Genomic DNA, 22,248 nt, shown 5'->3' on the forward strand with positions numbered 1-22,248 from the left:
GCGCGTGCCGCCGCCCGGGCCGCGCGCGCCTCTGCGGCGGCGCGCACCTTGGCTTCCCGCTCCGGGTCGACCGGAGCGGCATCCGCTGCGGCGCCAGCGGCTGGCGCCGCTTCCGCGCCCCCGGCCGCTGCCCGCGGCGCGGCCTCGCCGGCCCCGCCGGCTGCGCCCGCCGGAGCGTCCGATGCGAGCGCCTTCACCGTCTCCGCGACTTCGCCGGGACCCACGCTCACGCCGCGGTCCTGCGCGGCTTCGGCGTTTTGCTTCGCCGCCTCCGCTTGCTCGCTCGGACTCGCCGTGCTCCCCTCCGCCTGGTTCGTACCCGGCTGCTCGCTCCCTCTTGTGTCGCCCGCCGTTTGCGCCTCAGCATTCGCTGCCGCTGGCTCCGCCTTTTCCGCTGCTGCCGGCTGCGCATCGGCTTTCTCCGCGGCAGGCCGTGCTGCCCCCGCCGGCGTCTCCGCAGTCTGCGCTTCGCCTGCCGGCTCGGCCGCTTTCGTCTCTGCCGCTTGCCCTGCACCCTGCGGCTCAGCCGCTTTCGCCGCGCCTTCGCTCGCTTCGGCTCCCGCTTCCCGCTTCTTCTCCTCTTCGCTCATCGATTCGTCACCTGCTTCCCGGTCTTCGCTTCATAGCGATTTTCTCCTGCAGCTTGTTGATGCCGTAAATGAGCGCCGCCGGGTTCGGCGGACAGCCGGGGATATACACGTCGACAGGCACCACTTGGTCGACGCCCTTGACGACGGCGTACGATTTTACATACGGACCGCCCGCCGTTGCGCACGACCCCATGGCGATAACCCATTTCGGCTCCGGCATCTGGTCGTACAGCCGGCGCAGCAGCGGCGCCATTTTTTTCGTCACCGTGCCGGCCACGATCATAACGTCCGACTGCCGCGGCGACGTCCGGAAAATGACGCCGAACCGGTCAAGGTCGTAGTGCGACCCGCCCGTGCCCATCATTTCGATCGCGCAGCATGCCAAACCGAACGTCAGCGGCCACAGCGAATTGCTGCGCGCCCACGCCTTGATTTGCTCCAGCGTCGTCATGAACACGTTGCGGTCGAGCTCCTGTCTTTCTTCCAACGAAATGCTCTCTAGATTGAGGTCCATTGCAGCACCTTCTTCTTCCAGGCATAGAGTAACCCGACAGCCAGCAGGCCGACGAAAATCAGCATTTCCACAAGCGCAAACAGCCCCAGCTTCTTATAAGCTACGGCCCAAGGGTACAAAAAGACGGTTTCCACATCGAAAATGACGAACATAAGCGCGAACAAGTAGTAACGGATATTGAACCGGATCTGCCCTTCCCCGACCGGCTCGTTCCCGCTCTCGTACGTCGTGAGCTTCGGATCGATCGGTTTGCTGGGACGCAGCCACTTGCCGATCGTGAGCGCAGCGACGGGGAGAAAGATGCCAAGCCCCACGAAGATCGCCACAATCACATAGTTGTTGGTATACATTGGGATGTAACCGCCTCCATGTTTATTTTCTTTGTTGGTCGGGATCATCAGCTTTCGTAACAAGGCCCGACCCCCATTATACCAAAAACCGGTGTAAACCGTCTATTCGCAAAATGCCGCGCTGAGCCCGCTCTGCCTGCGCGAGCTGCAGGGCGGCGGCAATTTACTTCCCGGGCGTTAAGCTGGCTATGAAACGTCGGCAAATTGCTCGCCGTTACACCTCCAGCGTAACGCATAGCATGCCTCCGTACGTTCCCCTTCATACCCCTCCCTCCGGACGCGCCGCATCGGTTCGAACCGATTCGCCGCAGCCTCCGTTTCCTGTTACGCAACCAACTCTTTGAAGGAGGATGAACATATGCAACAAAATCGTTTGAAGCGGGCAATACTGCCGGTTCTGCTGCTGCTCGCCATGGCGCTGCTGGCCGTTCCCGCGCAAGCCGCCGAGAGCGGAGCGGCGCCCAGCTTTCAAGTGAAGTCCGACGCGCAGATCGCCGGCGACTTCAAGCTGCTGCAAGGCGACGGCAACGGCCTGACGGCCGAATACCTCGGACGCGCGACGCTTCGCTATCAGGCGGCGATCATGTCGCTGCGGCTGCAAGGGCTGGAGAAGGACGCGGTCAGCTATTCCGGCAGCGCGCAATTTGCCGACGGATCGCTCGTATTCGGCACGACGCGAGCGGTGCTCGGCTACTTGAAGACGCGCCCGGAGCTCGGCTGGCAAGGGACGGATGGCGGCAGGTTCGATCCGCTCGCTCCCGTCACCGCCCAGCAATTTTACAAAATTATGCTGGAAGCGCTCGGTTATAAAGAAGGAGCCGACTTCAAGTTCGAAGATACGCTTTCCTTCGCCAAGTCGAAAGGATTGTACCGTGCTGCATCCGCCAGCCCTTTCCGCAATCAGGATATCGCCACGGCTGTCGTCGAGGCGCTTAAGACTCCGCTGAAAGGAAGCACGGACACGCTGGCGCAAACGCTCGTGAAGCAAGGCTCCGCCGACGCTGCGGCGACTGCTGCGCTTTCCTACAAGCGGCTGGATATTGCGGCGAATGCCAAGCTCGGCAATTATCTCGTAGACGAAAACGGGCGCACTCTGTACTATTTTACTAAAGACGTCGCCGATCCGAATTCCTGTAAAGCGGGTCCCTGTCTGAACGCATGGCCGATCTACGACAATGAAACGCTGCAAGTGCCGGCGGCGCTTCAAGCCTCCGATTTCGGCCGCTTCCTGCGCACCGACGGCAAGACGCAGCTGACGTACAAAGGGTGGCCGCTTTACTACTACGCGCCTGACAAAAATCCGGGCGACGTGCTCGGCGAGGACGTGAACCACGTCTGGTTCGTGCTGAAGGTGCCGGATTACTCCGTCATGATCGCGACGAACCCGACGCTCGGCAACTATTTGACGGACAATCAAGGACGCACGCTGTACTATTTCGATAAAGACATGGTCGGAATGAGCGCCTGCAGCGGGCCATGTCTCAAGGCGTGGCCGCCGTTTTACAGCCCGAATGTCGTCGTGCCGTCAGGTTTGAACGCGTCCGACTTCGGCTCCTTGAAGCTGTCGGACGGTTCGATGGCAACGACTTACAAAGGCTATCCGCTTTATTACTATGTATCCGATACGAAGCGCGGCGATACGGCCGGCCAAGGTTTTAAGGACGTCTGGTTTGTCGTGAACCCGGCGAAGTTTTCCGGCACGAAGGCGCAGCAAGCGATGGAAAATATGGCTCATTAACGGTAATTCTCCAGGCTGCCGGAGAAAGGCGGAGCGGAGGATGGGAATGCGTGTTGGAGAGACTTATATATTCACAGGAACATGAGTGTCGGCGATGCCAGAGACCCACATTCCCAGCAGCGCAGCCATACTTTCTCGGGCAGCCTGAATTCTCAATTTTATCGGATAAAGGCGGTGCGGCCGGTGCAGCACAAATCGGACGAAGAATTGATGCAGCTCGTACGCAGCGGCCAGCGGCCGGCGCTGGAAACGCTCTACGACCGTTACGTCAAGCTCGTTTACGCTTTCGCGCGGAAAGCGTCGGACAACGAACAGACGGCGAAAGATATTGTTCAGGGCGTCTTTATGCGGCTGTGGACGACGAAGGCCGAGTACCGGTCCAAAGACGGCCTGTTCGTCAACTGGCTGCTGACGATCGCCCGCAACGTTTCGATCGATCTGCACCGGCAGCAGCGCCGTCATACGGCGACCGTCCCGCTCGATGTGGCGGATCATTACGCCATCGGCACGGAGGACGCCACCGTCCTGCCCGAGATCGCCGTTGCCCAAAGCTTTGTCCGGGAACGTCTGCGCGAGGCGTGCAAAGCGCTTAGCGAGAGCCAGGCGCGGCTCATCGATCTCGTCTACTGGCAAGGCTACACGCTGCGCGAAGTCGCCGAGCTTACCGCCGAGCCGATCGGCACCGTGAAAAACCGGCTGCATCAAGCGCTCAAAATTTTACGGCGGCATCTGCACGCGATGAAGGAGGGACTGCTATGAGCCGCATCGAAGAGCCGAACATTGTTTGCGACCGCTGGATGGACTATGTCACGTACAGCTCGGAAGCGTCCCTTCCGCCGGAATTCAAGCAGCATATGAAGACGTGCGCCGTTTGCATGGAGGAGTGGCACCAGCTGCAGATCGTGTGGCAAGCGCTGGCGCTCGATACCGAGGAAGCCGAAGTGCCCGAGACGCTCAAGTCCGAAGTGATGAACGCGATTTTTAATGGCGAAGATGGGATGAAGCGCGGAACCGAGGTTGTCCCGCCGCTTTCCGCACAGCCGGCCCGGCCCCGGCGCAAAAGCGCCGGTTGGCGGATTGCGGCGGCAGCAGCTTGCGTATTCCTCGTTGCCGGCGTCAGCGCCTGGTATGGAGGTTGGCTGCCGCCTCAACGCCAGATCTCGCCTGCGGTAGTATCCCCGGCCCAAACCGTGCTGAAGGAATGGTCGCTTCGTTCCGTGCAGCAAACGATGCCTGCGGCGAAAGCGTCCATACAGCTCGTTCGCGACGGCGACGTGCGCAAAGTTGTCGTCCAGGCCGAAGGATTGCCGCCTACGACGGGAGCAGAGGCGTATCAAGTATGGCTTCTTCACGAAGATCACCGCTACAATTGCGGCACGTTCCGCGTCGACCAATCCGGCAAAGGCGTGCTCGTATACGATTTGAAACGACCCGATATCCAAATCGACGGCTTTGGCGTCACGCTCGAGCCCGATGCTCTTGGCAACGCACCGCGCGGCAAAAAAGTTCTCGGAACCGCGAACCCGTCCTGAGTTTACGGCCGGACAGCCGATCCGAAGCACGATGACGGCCATAATCACCTTGAAGCAACCGGCGCAAGCAGCCCCGTAACCTTAGGCGTTACGGGGCTGCAACAGTTCAGGCCGGGTCATTGGAAGTTCCCGCTACTCCAGTTTTTACGGAAACGCACGATTGCGATCGCGCACAAGACGGCCGTAAACGCTGACAGCGCCAATGTATCTTGCCACAGTTCGGCGATCCCGATCGCTTTCAGAAAGATACCGCGAAGAATGTCAAGAATATAGGTCAAAGGGATAACGGAACTGAGCAGCCGGATCACCCATGGCATCGTTTCCCTGGGGAAGATGAATCCCGATAACAGCACGCTCGGCAAAATGATGGCGAATGAGGCCTGCATGGCTTGCAACTGGGTTGAAGAAATCGTGGAGATCACAATGCCGATCGCGAGCACGGTCAATAGGAAGAGGAAGTTGAGCACCATCAAGAGCGGCAAACTGCCTTTCACCGGCACGCCGAACCAGGCGACTCCAGTCACGAGAATGATGGTGAACGAAAAGATGCCGACGCACACATACGGGATCAACTTGCCGAGAATCAGCTCGGCCGGACGGATGGGCGTAACGATCAGTTGTAGTGGGTGCTCACGAGAATCGTCGTGCCGCCGGTCGCCAAGCTTCGGATAATTTGCCAAAAAATACGGCGCGACACGGGATCGACGCCGGCCGTCGGTTCGTCCAGAATGAGCAGCTCGGGGTTATGAAGCAAAGCGCACGCCAGGGCGAGACGTTGCTTCCATCCTCCCGACAACACGCCGGAACGCTGCTTTTCCTTGCCTCCCAGGCCGGTCAGTTCGATCAGCTCGGCCTTGTGCCGTTTGGCATGCGATTTCGCCAAGCCGTATATTCCCGCATAAAAATCCAAATTTTCGCTTACCGACAATTCTTCGTACAAGCTGAACTTTTGCGACATATAGCCGATGTGCTGCTTGATCGTCTCCGCTTCGGCGAGCAGATCGAAGCCGAGCACCGTGCCTGTGCCTGAGGTCGGCGTAAGCACGCCACAGAGCATGCGGATCGTTGTCGATTTGCCCGATCCGTTCGGCCCCAGGAATCCGAAGATCGACCCCTTGGGTATCGTCAAAGATACATTCGCTTCCGCCGCCTTCTCTCCGGCGAGCGCTTAATCCCTTTGCGCGATGGCCGCTTCCCGCTCATGCTGCGCTTGCGCGATCTGCGAATCAGCAGACTTGAGGCGCACCTCCAGATCGTTTGTGTGAACAAGTAGCGGCATTTGACCGCCAAAGGGTGGCCTGTCATGGCAGTCTGTCGGCGTGCGGCAGAAATAAAATTTTTTATTACGGTCCTCTCATGTGTCTGTTCAACATTCAACATAATCTTACTACCAACGCTATTTCGTATGTGCGGTGTTTTTGTTTTTCCCCAAAAATGGTTATGACATCAAGTGCTTCGGGGGCCGCGGGTATAAAAAAAACGCAAAATGAAAATCTAGATATAGAAATTACAGATTTAGGGAGGAATACCATGATCATATCCCTCCAGCTTTCAGTGTTTATGGTTTTGCTCCTCCTATTCATATATACGGAGAGAATCTTGACAATACCAGAAATTCTGTCATGCTGGGTATTCTTCTCGATAGTCGATAACGAATTCGTGAATGTGGTCTACCACAACTTAAAAGCCATTGAGGAAGTAAAGACGATAACCAAGTACTGGGCTTCGATCATTCATTTTCAATTGACGAGTCCGATCCTTGTGATGTGGTTTCTGCAATTTTACTGCGGGCGGCGAAGCGTTCTTGCGAGAATACTACTCCTCGCTGTATGGCCTGTCTTTTTCACTGCTGAAGAAGTGGCGCTGCAGTCGTTCGGGTATTTAAAATTCAACCACTGGAATGTGCTGTTTTCGTTGATTCACTGGCTGTCGATTTTGGTTATAGTTCTTGCATTTCTGTCGTTTTTTCGTAAGAATCTGCATGCAGAAAGGTAAACTGCCAGTATGAATAACTTTCTTCCCCTGCCCATCAAATTTGACATGAACGAATGGCTGGTAACAGGCGTTTCCATCGTCCTGATTGCCCTGTTTATCCTGCTTCCCAAACGGTTTCCCAGTAGGGTTACGATCTTCATCCTGATGTTCAACTCCTATCTGGGTAGGTATGTCGATACGTTATTGTTTTTTTACCCGCTGGATTTATACGATGTGATGGATACTGCCGGGAAAGACTTGTTTGACGTGATCCTTTATACATTCGTCTATCCGTTTTATGGGTATTTAATTTGCTATGTATATGATCGTTGGAAGCTAAAGGGCTGGAGCCAGGCGATCCACATCATCTTATGGGCGGCTGTATCCGTTCTTTTCGAAGGGATCGCTGTGAAGGCACATATATTTGTATACAAAGGGTGGCAGCTGATTTACTCCTTGCCGGCTTATATGATGGTTTACTCGTTAAATATTTTGTTTCTTTATATTTTGTTGCGATATCATTGGAAACGGAAGAAGGACTATCCCGTAAACTAATGATATCCCCCCTGAGTTTCAATTCATCCCTCCATTTTCTTCTCCTTGATAAAGCTGATTCGGCGTAGGATCGGCTTTTAAAAAAAAAAAGAAGCCCACCTTAGGTGAACTCCCGTGGAGTCAATCCGTGCATAATCAGATCGACCGTTATATCGACGTCCCGCTCATCGTCCCATTCCAGCTCCGGAGCGACCAAGTAACGAAACAGCACGTAGCCGATGACGACAGTGGAAGCGAAACGGATAATATCGGCAACCGGGTACTGTACGACTTTTCCCTGTTTTCGGAAATGTTCTACAATGCCCCGCGACCGGGCGAGCATTATCTCGGACAGCTGTTCCTTGAACCGGTCGCGCAAATCTTGGCGGAAAAGAATTTCCTGCAAAAACACTTTCAGTATCGGCATATTTTTGCGGGCAAACTCCATGCGGTTGCGCATAATCTCCCGTACGAGATCGTCCATTGAACATGCTCTGTATGGAGCACCTTGAGAAAATCTTTCATCATCAAGGGAGCAATAATTTTGGAGATCATCGGTGTAACAATCGATAGCAAGAGATCGTTCTTTGTCTTAAAATGACGGAAGATCGTCCCTTCGGCCACACCGGCTTTCTTCGCGATCTCGCTGGTAGAGGCGGACGCGTAGCCCTTTTCCGAAAACGTCTCGACCGCGGCCTGAAGAATGCGGATTTGCTTCTCCGTCACTTTATCCTCGCCGTCAAACAGCTCGAGAAGCTCCTCTACCCAGGCCTCCCGCTTGTCTTGCATCCAGCATCCTCATCGCCACCATCTATCCTGCACATACTGTACACCATTTGCATCTTCCTTCGGAAGTGCAACACGGCTTGCGCGCGGCGGGAAAGGAGCAAAAGCCCCGAGAAGCCGGAAGGCGGAGGAACATCCCGCCCGAGCGCCCAACCGTGCTGCCCCCATGCAGCGAATAACCCGCGCACAAGGATAAACGGCTTACGCCGTCCATTGGGACGTGCGCGTTTACCGGCGTTAAGCTGGCTGTCCGACGCCCTGCACGTTGCTCGACGTTACTCCTCCAGCTTAACGCCTAGAAGCGGAATCAGACTAAGCATAGGCGCTGCTTATACTTTCTGATGGAGCTAAAAAGGCTATCCCGCCGCTTGTGGCGCTGGGATAGCCTTTTTTCCGTTATTATCGGCTCGTAACATCCAGACGGGTGAGGGCTCGCTGCAAGGCGAGCTCGGCCCGCTTGAAGTCGAATTCGTCCTTCTTTGCGGCCAGACGTCTTTCGGCGCGTTCCTTCGCCGCGCGCGCCCGTTCGACGTCGATGTCGCCCGGCAGCTCGGCGGATTCCGCCAAAATGACAACCTTGTCCTTGCGCACTTCCATGAAGCCGCCGTGCACCGCGAGAAGCTCGTCCTTGGCGCCCTGCTTCTTCACGGTAACCGGAGCGATCTTGAGCGGCGTCACGAGCGGGATATGGTGAGCAAGAATCCCAAGCTCGCCGGCGATGCCCTTGACCACGATCATCTGAACTTGCTCTTCATACACCTTGCGGTCCGGAGTTACGATCTCTAGCAGGAAGCTGCTCACTTGGATTTCCCTCCTAAGGTCTTACAGCGTTTTCGCCTTTTCGACGGCGTCCTCGATCGTACCCACGTTGTGGAACGCAGGCTCCGGCAGGCTGTCGTGCTTGCCTTCGAGAATTTCTTTGAAGCCGCGGATCGTTTCTTTAACCGGCACGTATACGCCCGGAATACCGTTGAACGCCTCGGCCACGTGCAGCGGCTGCGACAGGAACAGACGCAGACGGCGCGCGCGCAGAACGACAAGCTTATCTTCGTCGGACAGCTCATCCATACCGAGAATTGCGATAATATCGAGCAGCTCTTTGTAACGCTGCAGAATCCGCTTAACGCCTTGAGCAACTTGATAATGCTCGTCGCCGAGAATTTCCGGCGTCAAAATCCGCGAAGACGATGCGAGCGGATCGACGGCCGGGAAAATGCCGGCGGCGGCGATGGAACGCTCGAGGTTCGTCGTTGCGTCGAGGTGCGCGAACGCCGTTGCCGGAGCCGGGTCGGTATAGTCGTCGGCCGGAACGTAGATCGCTTGGATCGAAGTAACGGAACCTTTCTTCGTGGACGTAATGCGCTCTTGCAATTGACCCATCTCGGTAGCCAGCGTCGGCTGGTAACCTACCGCGGACGGCATCCGGCCAAGCAGCGCGGACACTTCGGAACCCGCCTGGGTGAAGCGGAAGATGTTGTCGATGAACAGCAGAACGTCGCGGCCTTCTTCGTCGCGGAAGTACTCGGCCATCGTCAGGCCCGTGAGAGCGACGCGCAGACGCGCGCCAGGCGGCTCGTTCATCTGACCGAACACCATCGCGGTTTTGGCGATAACGCCGGAGTCCTTCATCTCGTGGTACAAGTCGTTACCTTCGCGGGTACGCTCGCCCACGCCGGCGAATACGGAAATACCGCCGTGCTCCTGCGCGATGTTGTGAATCAGCTCTTGCATCAAGACCGTCTTTCCTACGCCGGCACCGCCGAACAGGCCGATCTTACCGCCCCTTGCGTACGGAGCAATCAGGTCGATAACCTTAATGCCGGTTTCCAAAATCTCCGATTTCGTGCTGAGGTTCTCGAACGTTGGAGCCGGTTTGTGAATCGGGCTCGTGATCGAGCGGTCGACTTCGGTGATGCCGTCGATCGGCTCCCCGAGTACGTTAAATACGCGGCCGAGCGTAGCCGGTCCTACCGGCACGTTGATCGGCTTGCCCGTGTCGACGGCTTCCATGCCGCGTACGAGGCCGTCCGTCGAAGACATGGCGACGCAGCGGACAAGGTTGTCGCCGAGGTGAACGGCCGTTTCGACCGTCAAGGCGATATCCTGAGAGCCTTCCCCTTGCGCTTTGCTCTCAATCCGAATTGCGTTCATAATATCAGGGAGGTGTCCGCGATCGAACTCGATGTCGACGACAGGCCCTGTAATATTGACAATGCGCCCTTTGCTCATGATTCCCTCCTTAAAGTTTTGCCGTCAAGCTGTATTTCAGGACAGCGCGTTCGCCCCGCCGACGATCTCGGAAATTTCCTGCGTGATCGACGCTTGACGAGCGCGGTTATAAGCAAGCGTGTAGCTGCTGATCATTTTTTTGGCGTTCTTCGTCGCGCTGTTCATCGCCGTCATCCGGGCGCCGAACTCGCTCGCCTTGTTGTCGAGCGCCGCGCTGTAGATGAGCGTTTCCGCATATTTCGGCAGAAGCTGCTCCAGCACCGCTTCCGGCGACGGCTCGTACTCGTAGCTCGCCGCGGACGCCGAAGTCATGTCTTCCGTCGCCATCGGCAGCAGCTGCTTAATCGTCGGAACCTGCGTCATCGCGTTCTTGAACTGGTTGTAGACGAGGAACAGCTGATCGTACAGCCCCTTCTCGAAGCCCGAAACCGCCGCATATGCTATCGACTTGACGTCGCTGAACTTGATCGAGTCCGGCAGCCCCGTCACTTCCTCGATTACCGGCATATTGCGCCGTTTGAAGAAGTCGCGGCCTTTGCGCCCGATGGCAAGAATCGAATATTCTTCCGTCGATGCGTGGCGCTCGCGGATTTGGGCCAGCACGTTGCGCAGCAAGTTCGAGTTCAGTCCGCCCGCCAGACCGCGGTCCGACGTGATAACCAAATACCCCGTCCGCTTGATCTCGCGGCTTTGCAGCATCGGGTGCTTCACGCCCTTCGTCCCGGCCGCAATGCTGGAGATCACTTCCTTCAACTTGTCGGCATACGGTCTCGACGCTTCGGCCGCTTGCTGAGCTCTTCTCAGGTTCGCTGCCGCCACCATCTCCATCGTACGTGTGATTTGCTCCATGTTTTGCGTCGACTTGATCTGGCGCTTAATCTCGCGCATTCCTTTTGCCATACCTGCTCACCTCTCTTTCGAGACCCGTGATGGCTCCGGGCTTCCCGCTGGCGGAAAGCCCTTCAAGCCTATAAATTATTCCGAACGGGCGAAGCCCTTCTTGAATTGATCGATTGCAGCCTTCAAGGCGTTCTCGTTATCCGCGGTAATGTCCTTCGTATCGCGGATGCTTGCCAAAATTTCCGGATGGCTCGCATCGAGGAAAGCCAGGAACTCGGATTCGAAGCGGCGCACGTCTTGAACCGGCAAATCGTCGGCAAAGCCTTTTACGACCGTGTACAAGGATGCGACTTGACGCTCCAGCGGCAGCGGCTGGTTAACGCCCTGCTTCAAAATTTCGAGCGTGCGGATACCGCGGTCTAGGCGCGCTTTCGTCGCTCTGTCGAGGTCCGAGCCGAGCGCTGCGAAAGCAGCGAGCTCGCGGTACTGTGCCAAGTCGGTCTTGAGCGTACCGGCAACCTTCTTCATCGCCTTCGTCTGCGCGGAGCTTCCTACGCGGGATACCGAGATACCGACGTTGACCGCCGGACGCTGGCCGGAGTAGAACAGATCGGACTCAAGGAAAATCTGGCCGTCGGTAATCGAAATAACGTTCGTCGGAATATAAGCGGATACGTCGCCGGCCTGCGTCTCGATGAACGGCAGCGCAGTGATCGAACCGCCGCCCAGCTCGTCGCTCAGCTTCGCTGCGCGCTCGAGAAGTCGGGAGTGCAGGTAGAAAACGTCGCCAGGATAAGCTTCGCGGCCCGGCGGACGGCGGAGCAGCAAGCTCAGCTCGCGGTAAGCGGCCGCCTGTTTGGACAGGTCGTCGTACACGATCAGGACGTGCTCGCCCTTGTACATGAAATATTCGCCCATCGCACAGCCGGCATAAGGCGCCAGCCACAGCATCGGAGCCGGTTCGGAAGCCGAAGCGGTAACGACGATCGTATAATCCATCGCACCCGCTTTACGCAGCTGCTCGACAAGGCCTACGACCGTGGATTGCTTCTGGCCGATGGCGACATAAATACACTTCACGCCGTTGCCCTTCTGGTTGATGATCGTATCGACGGCGATCGAGGTTTTACCCGTTTGCCGGTCGCCGATGATCAGCTCGCGCTGGCCGCGGCCGATCGGAATCATCGCGTCGATCGCTTTGATACCCGTCTGCATCGGCTCGAATACCGATTTCCGTGCCATAACGCCCGGAGCCGGAGACTCGACCGGACGGAATTGCGCCGTGTTGATCGGACCGCGTCCGTCAACCGGTTGTCCAAGCGCGTTTACGACGCGGCCGAGCATCTCTTCGCCGACCGGAACTTGCATGATGCGGCCGGTACGCTTTACCTGGTCACCTTCGCGAATGTCCGTGTAAGGTCCAAGAATAACGATACCGACGTTGTTTTCCTCCAAGTTGAACGCGTAGCCGAGAACGCCGTTCGAGAACTCGAGCAGCTCGCCGGCCATGACGTTGCTCAGACCGTGAGCGCGGGCGATACCGTCGCCGACAGTAATGACCGTGCCTACCTCGACGACTTGAATGTCGGATTTATACTGTTCGATCTGCTGTTTAATCAGCGTGCTGATTTCATCAGGTCTGATAGCCAACGTACTTCACCCCTATCTACAGTGCTTGAGATGCATTCAATGTTTTCTCTAACCGCTGGAGCTTGCTGGACAAGCTTCCGTCGTACAGGCGGTCGCCGATACGCACTTGGATGCCGCCGAGCAGGCTCTTGTCGATCGTAGTATGAACGCGAATCGTTTTGCCCGTCAGTTGGCCGAAATGTTCGGCGATGGCCAGTTTCTCCATATCCGTCAGTTCGAACGGAGAGGAGACGAACGCCGTCGCTTGCTTCATGGCTTCGCTGGCGATCTGCACGTAATCCGTCAGAACGTAAGGAAGCATTTCCTCGCGTCCGCGGGATACGAGCAGTACAATAGTTCCGAGCACGATCTCCGCGACCTTGCCCTCGAACAATTGCTTGAGCATATTCGTCTTCGCGGTGCCGTCGATGTTCGGATGCAGCAGCAGCTGGTTCAATTCGGCATTCTGCTTAATGATCGAGACGATCGCGCTCAGGTCTTCTTCCACCTGTGTGACGATGCCTTGTTCCTGCGCCAAATCGAACAGTGCCTTCGCATAACGCTTCGCTACCGTGAAATCACTGCTCATGCTTAGCCCCCTACCTCTTTCAGGTAATGGTTGATAAGCTCTTCATTGGACTTCTCGTCCACTTGCTTTTCGATAATTTTGGAAGCGATCAGCACCGACATTGCGCTGACTTCTCGGCGCAGAGCGGCGACCGCTTTCGCCTTCTCGTTCTCGATATCGCGAACGGCTTCGTCTTTTACGCGTGCCGCTTCCGCTTTCGCTTGCGCGAGCAGGTCGTCCGCTTGGCGGGATGCCGTCGTTTTGGCTTGTTCGATAATATCGTAAGCTTCTTTACGCGCTTCCTGCAGCGCTTCCTTCTGCTGTTTCAGCAGCTCTTCCGCTTCCTTGCGGCTGCGTTCGGAAGACTGAAGCTGTTCCTGCACGTGCTGTCTGCGCTTCTCCATAATGCCGAACAGCGGCCCGAATGCATAGCGGGACAACAGCCAGTAGAGTACGAGGAACGCGATCAGCTGAATGAAAAAACTGGACCATACGAAATGCAAGGAAAGTCACTCCCTTCTCACCAATGTGTGAGTCTATCGTTCATTCGAGTTCAAGCAAAAGGAAGGCGTGGACTTTTGCTGTCCGCGCCAAGTGACCTTCTTACGCCCGGCCCAAGAAGATGAACGCAAGTACGAGCGATACGACCGGCAGCGCCTCGACGAGACCTACGCCGATAAACATCGTCGTTTGCAGCGTACCGCGAAGCTCAGGCTGACGAGCGATACCTTCTACCGTACGACCTACGATCAAACCGTTACCGATACCTGCGCCAAGCGCACCCAGACCAAATACGATCGCTGCTGCTACTAATGCTAAAGCTCCCATTGATAAAATCCTCCCTTAAACTGAACGTTAGTTTTTTGGTTTGTTTTGCTATGGAAATTCCCTAAAGGGTATTGGTCCCAGAACGTTTAATGCTCTTCGTGTATAAGGTTTTGCGAGATGTAGACCATCGTCAGCATCGTAAAGACGAACGCCTGAATGGCGCCGACGAACACGCTGAAGCCTTGCCACACGAAAAGCGGGATAATTCCCCAGAAGCCTGCCATCATAATGACGCTGATCATCACTTCGCCGGCATAGATGTTGCCGTAAAGACGAAGCGCAAGCGTAAGCGGCTTGGAAACCTCTTTGATCACGTTAAGCGGGAACATGACCCAGTGCGGTTCCACATAGTGCTTCAGGTAATGCTTCGTATTGCGCGTCAGCCCGAGGAAGTGGCTGAGGAAAATGACCGTCAAAGCCAGTGCAGCCGTCATCGACACGTCGGCCGTCGGCGACTTCCACCAAGCGATGCCTACGGCTGCCTCGTGCGCATCCTTCGCTTTGCTAGCCGCCTCTTTCAACAATTCCGGCGTAACGAGATCCGCGCCGAATATGCGCGTCGGTTCGGTGTGCTCGGTAACGATCGAAAGCGGCAGGCCGAGCATGTTGCCGACAAAAATAAACATGATCAGCGTCAGCCCGAGCGTCATGAACGGTTTCCCGTACTTGGAGCCGAGCGTGCTGCCGATGATGTTTTCGACAAACTCCACTACCCATTCCAGAAAGTTTTGCAGCTTTCCCGGATTCGTCACCGACGCTTTCGACGCGGCGGAAACGCCAAGAATCAGCACGACAATGCTCGCGACCAAAATCATGAGAATCGCTGCCAAATCAAATTTGATGCCAAATAACACAATCTCTGGTGCTAAATGTTCCATTTGCTTTGGTTTCACCCCTTTCCGGAAGTAAAATGCGAAGCCGGCCTTACTTTCGAGAACGGCGGTGTCTAGTAACAATTCCCATAGAAAGTGTTACCAACTGTGTAAAAAATAATCCCGCCAAAGTTGTGGAGAACGCGACTTGCATAGGATATCTCAGCGCGACGGCGCAAGCGAGCGTAGCTATTGCCGCGCGAGTGAGAAAGCTAAGGTTGACTCGTTTGGTCTTGCCGGAAACGGCCGCTTCTCCGACGCGGTTCACCTTCCAGGCCAAGTGCCTGGCATTGATGAAGCTGGCCAAGGAACCGAGCATCAGTCCCGCAAAATAAGGCCGCAGCCCGACCGCGACGCCCCAGCCGGCCAAACAAAAGGAGAGGAAAAAGAGGAAACACGTTTGAACCGTTTTCAAATGGGCGGAAAATTCGTCCATTTACAAGCCCCCGGTCGTCTTGATCATGAGGTAAATGGAAACGACAGCAGCCCCGAGCCCTACGACAAGCCCAACGATCGATCCTGTCATCGAACCGCCGCTCAACAGGCCGCCGAGCCAGTAGCCGGCGCCTAGGCAAACCGCCAGATCGATGCCGATTGCGCTCGTAAGTGCGGCAGCCCGCCACGGATTGTCTTTCGGGTTCGGCTCTTTCATCGCATGACCCCCCATAAATCCTCATTTATTGTATCTAAGTACTCTCTCTATTGTCAATTCGAAAACCCGCTGCCAACACTTGGATGCAAACGCGCAATCCCTTGCGGCACAAGGGATTGCGCGGTTCCAAACCGAACAGTTGAACTGTACACTTCCTACTTTGTCATAGGATTGTCACGATTGAAACGGCTCGGGGCGCGGTCCGCGGCCAAAATAAGAAAGAATGGCCTGCACGATGCGCTCCGAAGCATGTCCATCGCCGTAAGGGTTGACCGCGCCGCTCATGCGCTCATAGAGCGCCCGATCGGTTAGCAAAGCTTTGGCCCGCTCGAATACGCGCTGTTCGTCCGTCCCGACCAGCTCGAGCGTGCCCGCCTCGATGCCTTCCGGCCGCTCGGTCGTATCGCGCAGCACCAGCACCGGAACGCCGAACGACGGCGCCTCTTCCTGCAGCCCGCCCGAATCCGTCATGATCATGTAAGTATGCGGATAAAAATTATGGAACTCGAACACGTCGAACGGATCGATCAGCTTGATGCGCTGATGGCCGCCGAGCAGCTCGTGCGCCGGTCCTTTGACGGCCGGGCTCGGATGAACCGGATAGACGATGGCGATATCTTCGAACTCGTCGGCCAGCTTGCGGACGGCCCGGAACACGCGGCGGTGCGGCTCCCCCTGCGATTCGCGGCGGTGCGCCGTCATCAGGATGAGGCGCTTGCCCTGCGCCCAGTCCAAAATCGGATGCGAGAACTCTTTCTTGACCGAATACTGGAATATGTCCGTCGCCGTGTTCCCGGTAATGTAAATGCGGTTCTCGGGCTTGTTTTCCTTGAGCAGATTGGAAGCGGACCATGTTGTCGGGGCAAAATGCAAATCCGCCAGCACCCCGGTCAGCTGCCGGTTCATCTCCTCCGGATACGGCGACAGCTTGTTCCATGTGCGAAGCCCGGCCTCGACATGGCCGACCTCGATTTGCTGCAGGAAGGCAGCGTAGCTGGCGAGGAACGTCGTGTGCGTATCGCCGTGCACGAGAATCAGATCCGGCTTCGCTTCGCGGAATACGGGCTCAAGCCCCTGCAGCACGCGGATCGTAACCTCGTTCAGCGTCTGGCCTTCCTTCATTACGTTGAGATCGTAGTCAGGCTTAATGTCGAACAAGTCCAGCACTTGGTCGAGCAGCTGCCGATGCTGCGCCGTGACGCAGACGAGCGACTCGATCTGCCCGGGATGCTTCTCCAGCTCCTTGATGAGCGGAGCCATCTTGGTCGCCTCGGGACGCGTCCCGAAGATCGTCATGATTTTCAAACGGTTCATCGCGTGTCCGTCCTTCTCCTGGATTTCGAAGCGTCTATTTCGTCCCGAACAGGCGGTCGCCGGCGTCGCCGAGCCCCGGGATGATGTAGCCATGGTCGTTCAGATGGTCGTCGATCGCGGCGACATAAATGTCGACGTCCGGATGCGCCGTTTGCACGGCTTGAATGCCTTCCGGCGCAGCGATGAGGCACATCAGCTTGATCTGTGTGCAGCCGCGCTTCTTGAGAACGGAGATGGCGGCATTAGCCGATCCGCCGGTAGCGAGCATCGGGTCGATGACGATCAGAAGCCGCTCCTGCACATCGGTCGGCAGCTTCACGTAATACTCCACCGGCTGCAGCGTGTCCGGATCGCGGTACAAGCCGATATGGCCGACCTTGGCGGCGGGGATCAGCTTCAGGATGCCGTCGACCATGCCGAGCCCGGCGCGCAAAATCGGAATGAGCCCCAGCATGCGGCCCGAAATAATTCGGCAATCCGCCGTCGCTACGGGCGTCTTCACCTTTATGTTTTCGAGCGGAATGTCGCGGGTTATCTCATAAGCCATGAGCGTCGCCACTTCATCCACCAGCTCGCGGAAATCTTTCGTCTTCGTCGCTTCGTCGCGTATGTACGTCAGTTTGTGTTGGATGAGCGGGTGGTCGCAGATGAACACTTTCCCCATGGAAATCCCCCAAATCAGCGAAATCGTTGGCGGCATATGCCGGCCTTCGTCGAAACCTCGTTTATTATATCATAACTGGGGGACAACTCCTAACGCCTTTGCGCAGAGAGCTCTTCCGGCGACGGCGGCTCGAAAATTCCCATCCACTCTTTCAGCCTGGCCTCGGGAATGAAAAATGCGCCCTGCGGAAGCTGCGCGTTTCTTGCCTGCAGTCGGGCCAGCAGTTCCTCTTCCGGCACATCGGCAAAGTGGATCCGGAAGTCCACCCCCAAATCGGCTGCCCGCGCGCGAAAATCGTCCCGCTGACTGCGCACCCAAAACCCGAAATCCAAAATGACGTCAACGCCAAGAACCAATACTCTGGCGGCAACGTCCCACATCAGCGCTTCCACCGCATCGTGCCTGGCTTCGTGCTCGTTCTCTTCCAGATCCTGCCCGAACAAGCGAGTATGCCACTCGTCGGGAGTGAGCCGAAGCGCCGAATATTGCGTTTCGAGCTGCCGGGCGAGAGTCGTTTTGCCGCTGCACGGGAGTCCGACCATCAGGTGCAAGGTTGCGATTGTCCTCACCTCCGTCTTTTCTCCCATTGTACACCACGATTGGCTCCCCGGCGCAAACCCGAACAGAAAAAAACGGGGCCGGCCTCCGTCATCCGACGGCTCTTGGGCCAGCCCCGATATCGTATCGTTTAATATCCCAGACCTTGGTACAGCGGGAACTGGGCGGTCAAATCGCGCACCATGCCGCGCGCTTTCTCAAGAACGGCTTCGTCCTTCGGATGCTTCAGCGTCATGGCGATGATGGCGGCGATCGTCTTCATCGCGGCGGCGTCCATGCCGCGCGAGGTGGCGGCCGGCGTGCCGATGCGGATGCCGCTCGTGACGAACGGGCTCGTCGGGTCGAACGGAATCGCGTTCTTGTTGACGGTGACGCCCACTTCGTCGAGCACGTGCTCGGCGTCTTTGCCGCTGATGTTCAGGCTGCGCAGGTCAATGAGCATCAGATGGTTGTCCGTGCCGCCGGAGACGAGGTTGATGCCTTCCGCCGTCAGCGCGTCGGCCAGCGTCTTCGCGTTGTTGACGACGTTTTGCTGGTACGTTTTGAACTCCGGCTGCAGCGCTTCGCCAAGGGCAACAGCTTTAGCAGCAATAATGTGCATGAGCGGGCCGCCTTGCGTTCCCGGGAACACCGCTTTATCGATCGCGGCGGCCCATGATTTGCGGCACAGAATCATGCCGGCGCGCGGGCCGCGCAGCGTTTTGTGCGTCGTCGTCGTGACGAAATGCGCGTGCGGCACCGGATTCGGGTGCAAGCCTGCGGCGATAAGGCCGGCGATATGCGCCATGTCGACCATGAACAGAGCGCCAACGTCATTGGCGATAGAGGCGATCGCTTCGAAATCGATGATGCGCGGATATGCGCTCGCACCGGCGACGATGAGGCGCGGGCGGTGCTTGAACGCCGCTTTGCGCAGCTCTTCGTAATCGATGCGGGAATCGGATTCGCTAACGCCGTAAGCAACGAAGTTATACAGCAGGCCGGAAGCATTCACCGGGCTGCCGTGCGTCAAGTGGCCGCCATGCGCCAGGTTCATGCCGAGCACGGTGTCGCCCGGCTTCAGCGCCGCGAGGTAGACAGCCATGTTGGCTTGCGCGCCGGAGTGCGGCTGAACGTTGGCGTGCTCGGCCCCGAACAGCTCTTTGGCGCGGTCGCGGGCGATGTTTTCCACGATGTCGACGTATTCGCAGCCGCCGTAGTACCGTTTGCCCGGGTAACCTTCGGCGTACTTGTTCGTCAGTACGGTGCCCATCGCTTCCAGCACGGCGCGGGAAACGAAGTTCTCCGAGGCGATCAGCTCGATTTTGTCGCGCTGGCGGCCGAGTTCGAGGTTCAACGCTTCTACGACTTTCGGGTCTTGCTTGTTCAGATGCTCCAACATGGTTTGGTTCCTCCCTTAATATGTGGTCGATAGCTCTCTATGTGCAGTGGCTTGTATCAGAGGCAGGCTTATCATGGCCTGACGGCTCCAGCTCGTAGACGGCGCGTGCCCCGCCGATCAGCTTCGGCCGCGTATAGGCAGCCGTAACGTGCGCATGGCCGAGGCTGCGCACCGCCAGCCGGGCCGGTACGGCCACACGGCGCAAATGCATGCCGATCAGCGTATCGCCGACGTCGATTCCGGCGTGTGCCGCGACCGTCTCGATGACGCACGGATTCGCGAGATGCCGGTAGGCGTACGACGCCATCGCCCCGCCCGCCTTCGGCACCGGCACAACCGACACCCGCTCGAACTGCGGATATGCTTCCAGCAGCTCCTCGCTCACGACAAGCGCCCGGTTCAAATGCTCGCAGCATTGGAACGCGACGTAAAGGCCGAGCTCGCCAGCGGCGCCCATCCAGCCGCGGAACAGCCGCTCGGCGACGTCCGTGGCGCCGGCGGTGCCGATGCGGGCCCCCATCACTTCGCTCGTGCTCGTGCCGAACACGACGATGTGGCCCCGCTTCAAGTTTCCGATGACGGCCAGCTCGCGCAGGAGGGCGGCGGCGTCATTTTCGATACGGTCCAGCTCCAGTGGCTCTCCTGTGGTCATATGCCGCGCCTCCCCCTCACGGATGAAGCGATTGCCGCTCTTCGATCTGCTTCACTTTGTTGATCCGGCCGATATGTCGTCCGCCTTCGGAAAACGCCGTCTCCAGCCACACCTTCACGATGTCCTGGGCTACGCCGGGGCCGACGACGCGCTCGCCCATCGCGAGCACGTTCGTGTCGTTATGCTCCCTGGTCGCCTTCGCCGAGAACAGATCGTGGACGAGCGCGCAGCGGATGCCGGGGATTTTGTTGGCGGCGATGCTCATGCCGATGCCCGTGCCGCACAGCAAAATGCCTTTGTCCGCGTCGCCGGAAACGACTTTCTCGCACACGCTAAACGCATAGTCCGGGTAATCGACCGAATCGGGCCCGTGGCAGCCGACGTCGACGACATCGTGCCCAAGCTCCTGCAAAAACGGAACGATAACGTCCTTCAACCGGTAGCCCGCATGATCAGCGCCGATTGCAATTTTCATCCTGTACCGACCTCCTGCAATGGATAGGTTTGAAAGATAGTTTTCCCGGGCTTGCCGACCGTCATTTAACGGAGCGTCCCGAAGAAACAGCGCATCGCTGATGTCGGGATGCGCTTGGCGGAGCGGAATCGGCTCCGGTATGGCGTGAAGCCGGTACATGCTGTGAGCCCGGCGACAGAACCTCCTATATGCGAAAAAAAGAGCAGGACGCGCGGATTCCCGCAGCGTTGCTCTTTTTGCCCAGGCGACCGGCCGTATCCCCCGATGCTCCACTGTGGTATCCCACTTCGTCGCCAGTTACATCGGGGCTTATTCCTTAGTTCTCATGATAGCCGATCAAGCATCGGTTGTAAAGCCGTTAATGTTCGGATTTGAGCTTGTCGATCAGCTTGCGCAGGCTGGCTTCGATTTCCGCCGCGGCTGCTTGGTACGTCTTGAGCGAACCGCCGAACGGATCGCCGATATCGTAGTCGGGCGTTTGCCGCTGCAGCTCGCGCAGCTTTTTGTAATCATCCGCGGGAATCGTTTGCCCGAGCGCTCTTTTCAGCTCCATATCGGCCACAAGCTGTTCTTGCGCTTCGAGCGCTGCCGCCGCCGCTTCGTCCCGCTCCACGTATTCGCGCAGCGTATACGTCTTCTCGACCGCCTCCGGATGGCGCTGTACGACAGCCCGTTTATGGCTGATCGACATGGTCAGAATCAGGTCCGCCCAAGCGACATGCTCCTTGGTCAGCGCGCTGGACGTGCCGTCCGCCGGCAAGCCGCGCGCCCGCAAAATCGTCGCGGAGTGTTGGGAGATGCGATCCCCGTCGAAGGCGGCGACGCCGGCCGAACGAGCTTCCGCGTCAATTCCCGCCTTGCGGGCCATATCGCGGAACAAGCCTTCCGCCATCGGGCTGCGGCACGTATTACCGGTGCATACGAACAGGATGCGCTTCACGGTCACGGTTCTCCCCTCCTTGTCGATTTGGAATGGTGATGCACGGGTTGCCCGAGAATGGCGGAGCGAGGATGGGAACGTTGGAGAGCTGGGCGTGCGCCCTTTTGAACTCGTGTTTCCACCATATTTTGCAATTCGAGGGAACACGAGTGTGGGCGAAGCCGGAGACCCACATTCCCAATCTGCAGTGCAGCCATGCTTTCCCGGGCTACCTACTCCTTCTATTGTACTCCTTTTGCAGCCGATTCCAAACCCCTAACCTGCGGAACTGCCGTCACGAAAATAAAAATTTGATGCCGAACATGAACAAAATGACGCCGCCGAACGCTTCCCCATACTCCCCGGCCCAATGTCCCGCCCTGCGTCCGAGAAGCAGCCCCGCCATCGACATCACGAGCCCGAATATCCCGAACATGAGCACGGTAAGCAGCAAATCGCCCGAAAACATGCCGAGCGAGACGCCGACGGAGAACGAATCGATGCTTACGCTGAGGGCGAACACGAACAAGCCCCATATGGTTCGGTGATCGATCGACCGCCAGGTCCTTGACATTGTGCTTGATAGCGCAGAGGCAATCCGCGTAATCGCACGCGATCCCTCCCGTCTTCCTCCCCGCGTGAGAGAACG

General features: G+C 57.5%; 26 protein-coding genes, 3 pseudogenes and 1 riboswitch. Of the genes and pseudogenes, 4 read left to right on the plus strand and 25 right to left on the minus strand.

The annotated features are described in order from the left end of the window. The 3 genes and pseudogenes from SD70_RS29445 to SD70_RS29455 all read right to left on the minus strand — a co-directional run. Positions 1-590, minus strand: a pseudogene (locus tag SD70_RS29445) (hypothetical protein); the annotation flags it as partial. Then, positions 587-1,104: pseudogene (locus tag SD70_RS29450) on the minus strand (NuoB/complex I 20 kDa subunit family protein). The pseudogenes SD70_RS29445 and SD70_RS29450, both read right to left, overlap by 4 nt. Further along, positions 1,089-1,454 carry an NADH-quinone oxidoreductase subunit A gene (locus tag SD70_RS29455; protein WP_041052116.1) on the minus strand — a complete coding sequence of 122 codons (366 nt, stop codon included), beginning with the start codon at positions 1,452-1,454 and terminating at the stop codon, positions 1,089-1,091. Before SD70_RS29455 ends, SD70_RS29450 begins: the two are co-directional and overlap by 16 nt. A 358-nt stretch (positions 1,455-1,812) precedes the next feature. Here SD70_RS29455 and SD70_RS34260 point away from each other — a divergent pair, with 358 nt between their 5' ends. From SD70_RS34260 to SD70_RS29470, 3 genes are all read left to right on the plus strand, one after another. Continuing rightward, the gene (locus tag SD70_RS34260; protein ID WP_052488043.1) at positions 1,813-3,192 is read left to right on the plus strand and encodes a hypothetical protein; all 1,380 of its coding nucleotides are present in this window, start codon (positions 1,813-1,815) and stop codon (positions 3,190-3,192) included. A 183-nt stretch (positions 3,193-3,375) separates the two neighbouring features. After that, positions 3,376-3,951: an RNA polymerase sigma factor gene (locus SD70_RS29465; RefSeq protein WP_041052117.1), complete on the plus strand. Its 576-nt coding sequence runs from the start codon at positions 3,376-3,378 to the stop codon at positions 3,949-3,951. Beyond that, entirely contained in the window at positions 3,948-4,724 is a 777-nt protein-coding gene (locus SD70_RS29470; protein WP_041052118.1) for an anti-sigma factor, read from the plus strand. The genes SD70_RS29465 and SD70_RS29470 overlap by 4 nt, the downstream gene beginning before the upstream one ends. A gap of 116 nt (positions 4,725-4,840) precedes the next feature. On the opposite strand, the gene SD70_RS29475 is transcribed toward SD70_RS29470, so the two are convergent. Next, a complete protein-coding gene (locus tag SD70_RS29475) occupies positions 4,841-5,284 on the minus strand; it encodes an ABC transporter permease (RefSeq protein WP_331436858.1) in 444 nt (147 codons plus the stop codon). A 59-nt stretch (positions 5,285-5,343) separates the two neighbouring features. Next, a pseudogene (locus SD70_RS29480) lies at positions 5,344-5,853 on the minus strand (ABC transporter ATP-binding protein); the annotation flags it as partial. Between the two features lie 875 nt (positions 5,854-6,728). Here SD70_RS29480 and SD70_RS34265 point away from each other — a divergent pair. Then, positions 6,729-7,253 (plus strand): hypothetical protein, encoded by a 525-nt coding sequence (locus SD70_RS34265; protein WP_052488045.1) that lies wholly within the window; start codon positions 6,729-6,731, stop codon positions 7,251-7,253. A gap of 100 nt (positions 7,254-7,353) precedes the next feature. Here SD70_RS34265 and SD70_RS34270 read toward each other — a convergent pair whose 3' ends face one another. The 20 genes from SD70_RS34270 to SD70_RS29585 all read right to left on the minus strand — a co-directional run. Beyond that, positions 7,354-7,659 (minus strand): hypothetical protein, encoded by a 306-nt coding sequence (locus tag SD70_RS34270; protein ID WP_052488046.1) that lies wholly within the window; start codon positions 7,657-7,659, stop codon positions 7,354-7,356. After that, the gene (locus SD70_RS34275) at positions 7,647-8,021 is read right to left on the minus strand and encodes a TetR/AcrR family transcriptional regulator (RefSeq protein ID WP_052488047.1); all 375 of its coding nucleotides are present in this window, start codon (positions 8,019-8,021) and stop codon (positions 7,647-7,649) included. The genes SD70_RS34270 and SD70_RS34275 overlap by 13 nt, the downstream gene beginning before the upstream one ends. A 396-nt stretch (positions 8,022-8,417) precedes the next feature. After that, positions 8,418-8,819 carry a F0F1 ATP synthase subunit epsilon gene (locus SD70_RS29500; RefSeq protein WP_041052120.1) on the minus strand — a complete coding sequence of 134 codons (402 nt, stop codon included), beginning with the start codon at positions 8,817-8,819 and terminating at the stop codon, positions 8,418-8,420. A gap of 21 nt (positions 8,820-8,840) precedes the next feature. After that, positions 8,841-10,247 (minus strand): F0F1 ATP synthase subunit beta, encoded by a 1,407-nt coding sequence (gene atpD, locus SD70_RS29505; protein ID WP_041052121.1) that lies wholly within the window; start codon positions 10,245-10,247, stop codon positions 8,841-8,843. A gap of 36 nt (positions 10,248-10,283) precedes the next feature. After that, positions 10,284-11,147, minus strand: a complete 864-nt coding sequence (gene atpG / locus SD70_RS29510; RefSeq protein WP_041052123.1) for an ATP synthase F1 subunit gamma — start codon at positions 11,145-11,147, stop codon at positions 10,284-10,286. Between the two features lie 75 nt (positions 11,148-11,222). Then, the gene (gene atpA, locus SD70_RS29515) at positions 11,223-12,737 is read right to left on the minus strand and encodes a F0F1 ATP synthase subunit alpha (RefSeq protein WP_041052124.1); all 1,515 of its coding nucleotides are present in this window, start codon (positions 12,735-12,737) and stop codon (positions 11,223-11,225) included. Positions 12,738-12,753: 16 nt separating this feature from the next. After that, positions 12,754-13,305 carry a F0F1 ATP synthase subunit delta gene (locus SD70_RS29520; protein WP_041052125.1) on the minus strand — a complete coding sequence of 184 codons (552 nt, stop codon included), beginning with the start codon at positions 13,303-13,305 and terminating at the stop codon, positions 12,754-12,756. 2 nt (positions 13,306-13,307) lie between these two features. Beyond that, positions 13,308-13,787: a F0F1 ATP synthase subunit B gene (atpF, locus tag SD70_RS29525; protein WP_041052127.1), complete on the minus strand. Its 480-nt coding sequence runs from the start codon at positions 13,785-13,787 to the stop codon at positions 13,308-13,310. Positions 13,788-13,887: 100 nt separating this feature from the next. Beyond that, positions 13,888-14,112: a F0F1 ATP synthase subunit C gene (gene atpE / locus SD70_RS29530; RefSeq protein WP_041052129.1), complete on the minus strand. Its 225-nt coding sequence runs from the start codon at positions 14,110-14,112 to the stop codon at positions 13,888-13,890. A gap of 86 nt (positions 14,113-14,198) precedes the next feature. Beyond that, positions 14,199-14,990, minus strand: a complete 792-nt coding sequence (atpB, locus tag SD70_RS29535) for a F0F1 ATP synthase subunit A (RefSeq protein ID WP_041052131.1) — start codon at positions 14,988-14,990, stop codon at positions 14,199-14,201. A 46-nt stretch (positions 14,991-15,036) separates the two neighbouring features. Next, positions 15,037-15,420, minus strand: a complete 384-nt coding sequence (locus tag SD70_RS29540; protein ID WP_041052132.1) for an ATP synthase subunit I — start codon at positions 15,418-15,420, stop codon at positions 15,037-15,039. Beyond that, positions 15,421-15,636 (minus strand): hypothetical protein, encoded by a 216-nt coding sequence (locus tag SD70_RS29545; protein ID WP_041052134.1) that lies wholly within the window; start codon positions 15,634-15,636, stop codon positions 15,421-15,423. Positions 15,637-15,810: 174 nt separating this feature from the next. Next, positions 15,811-16,950 carry a non-hydrolyzing UDP-N-acetylglucosamine 2-epimerase gene (gene wecB / locus SD70_RS29550; RefSeq protein ID WP_041052136.1) on the minus strand — a complete coding sequence of 380 codons (1,140 nt, stop codon included), beginning with the start codon at positions 16,948-16,950 and terminating at the stop codon, positions 15,811-15,813. Positions 16,951-16,984: 34 nt separating this feature from the next. Further along, positions 16,985-17,614: a uracil phosphoribosyltransferase gene (upp, locus tag SD70_RS29555; protein WP_041052147.1), complete on the minus strand. Its 630-nt coding sequence runs from the start codon at positions 17,612-17,614 to the stop codon at positions 16,985-16,987. Positions 17,615-17,703: 89 nt separating this feature from the next. Further along, positions 17,704-18,183: an AAA family ATPase gene (locus SD70_RS29560; protein WP_197081226.1), complete on the minus strand. Its 480-nt coding sequence runs from the start codon at positions 18,181-18,183 to the stop codon at positions 17,704-17,706. A gap of 119 nt (positions 18,184-18,302) precedes the next feature. Beyond that, positions 18,303-19,553 (minus strand): serine hydroxymethyltransferase, encoded by a 1,251-nt coding sequence (locus tag SD70_RS29565; RefSeq protein ID WP_041052140.1) that lies wholly within the window; start codon positions 19,551-19,553, stop codon positions 18,303-18,305. A gap of 37 nt (positions 19,554-19,590) precedes the next feature. After that, a complete protein-coding gene (locus SD70_RS29570) occupies positions 19,591-20,205 on the minus strand; it encodes a TIGR01440 family protein (RefSeq protein ID WP_052488048.1) in 615 nt (204 codons plus the stop codon). 16 nt (positions 20,206-20,221) lie between these two features. Beyond that, complete coding sequence (rpiB, locus tag SD70_RS29575; protein ID WP_041052149.1) at positions 20,222-20,680, minus strand: ribose 5-phosphate isomerase B; 459 nt, start codon at positions 20,678-20,680, stop codon at positions 20,222-20,224. A 231-nt stretch (positions 20,681-20,911) separates the two neighbouring features. Beyond that, positions 20,912-20,991: riboswitch (ZMP/ZTP riboswitch) on the minus strand. A gap of 47 nt (positions 20,992-21,038) precedes the next feature. Next, on the minus strand, positions 21,039-21,626 hold the full coding sequence (locus tag SD70_RS29580; protein ID WP_331436857.1) for a low molecular weight protein arginine phosphatase: 588 nt from the start codon (positions 21,624-21,626) through the stop codon (positions 21,039-21,041). 268 nt (positions 21,627-21,894) lie between these two features. Continuing rightward, the coding region (locus tag SD70_RS29585; protein WP_197081227.1) for a manganese efflux pump at positions 21,895-22,248 on the minus strand (354 nt) is incomplete at its 5' end.

The sequence above is a fragment of the Gordoniibacillus kamchatkensis genome, from assembly GCF_000829455.1.
GTDB lineage: Bacteria > Bacillota > Bacilli > Paenibacillales > NBRC-103111 > Gordoniibacillus > Gordoniibacillus kamchatkensis.

Coding starts and splice junctions, on each gene's coding strand:
- SD70_RS34270 (WP_052488046.1), bottom strand. CDS start 7,659: ATGCCGATACTGAAAGTGTTTTTGCAGGAAATTCTTTTCCGCCAAGAT.
- SD70_RS34275 (WP_052488047.1), bottom strand. CDS start 8,021: ATGCAAGACAAGCGGGAGGCCTGGGTAGAGGAGCTTCTCGAGCTGTTT.
- SD70_RS29540 (WP_041052132.1), bottom strand. CDS start 15,420: ATGGACGAATTTTCCGCCCATTTGAAAACGGTTCAAACGTGTTTCCTC.
- atpD (WP_041052121.1), bottom strand. CDS start 10,247: ATGAGCAAAGGGCGCATTGTCAATATTACAGGGCCTGTCGTCGACATC.
- SD70_RS29545 (WP_041052134.1), bottom strand. CDS start 15,636: ATGAAAGAGCCGAACCCGAAAGACAATCCGTGGCGGGCTGCCGCACTT.
- SD70_RS29470 (WP_041052118.1), top strand. CDS start 3,948: ATGAGCCGCATCGAAGAGCCGAACATTGTTTGCGACCGCTGGATGGAC.
- wecB (WP_041052136.1), bottom strand. CDS start 16,950: ATGAACCGTTTGAAAATCATGACGATCTTCGGGACGCGTCCCGAGGCG.
- SD70_RS29520 (WP_041052125.1), bottom strand. CDS start 13,305: ATGAGCAGTGATTTCACGGTAGCGAAGCGTTATGCGAAGGCACTGTTC.
- SD70_RS29570 (WP_052488048.1), bottom strand. CDS start 20,205: ATGACCACAGGAGAGCCACTGGAGCTGGACCGTATCGAAAATGACGCC.
- SD70_RS29455 (WP_041052116.1), bottom strand. CDS start 1,454: ATGTATACCAACAACTATGTGATTGTGGCGATCTTCGTGGGGCTTGGC.
- upp (WP_041052147.1), bottom strand. CDS start 17,614: ATGGGGAAAGTGTTCATCTGCGACCACCCGCTCATCCAACACAAACTG.
- atpE (WP_041052129.1), bottom strand. CDS start 14,112: ATGGGAGCTTTAGCATTAGTAGCAGCAGCGATCGTATTTGGTCTGGGT.
- atpG (WP_041052123.1), bottom strand. CDS start 11,147: ATGGCAAAAGGAATGCGCGAGATTAAGCGCCAGATCAAGTCGACGCAA.
- SD70_RS29565 (WP_041052140.1), bottom strand. CDS start 19,553: ATGTTGGAGCATCTGAACAAGCAAGACCCGAAAGTCGTAGAAGCGTTG.
- SD70_RS34265 (WP_052488045.1), top strand. CDS start 6,729: ATGAATAACTTTCTTCCCCTGCCCATCAAATTTGACATGAACGAATGG.
- atpB (WP_041052131.1), bottom strand. CDS start 14,990: ATGGAACATTTAGCACCAGAGATTGTGTTATTTGGCATCAAATTTGAT.
- SD70_RS34260 (WP_052488043.1), top strand. CDS start 1,813: ATGCAACAAAATCGTTTGAAGCGGGCAATACTGCCGGTTCTGCTGCTG.
- rpiB (WP_041052149.1), bottom strand. CDS start 20,680: ATGAAAATTGCAATCGGCGCTGATCATGCGGGCTACCGGTTGAAGGAC.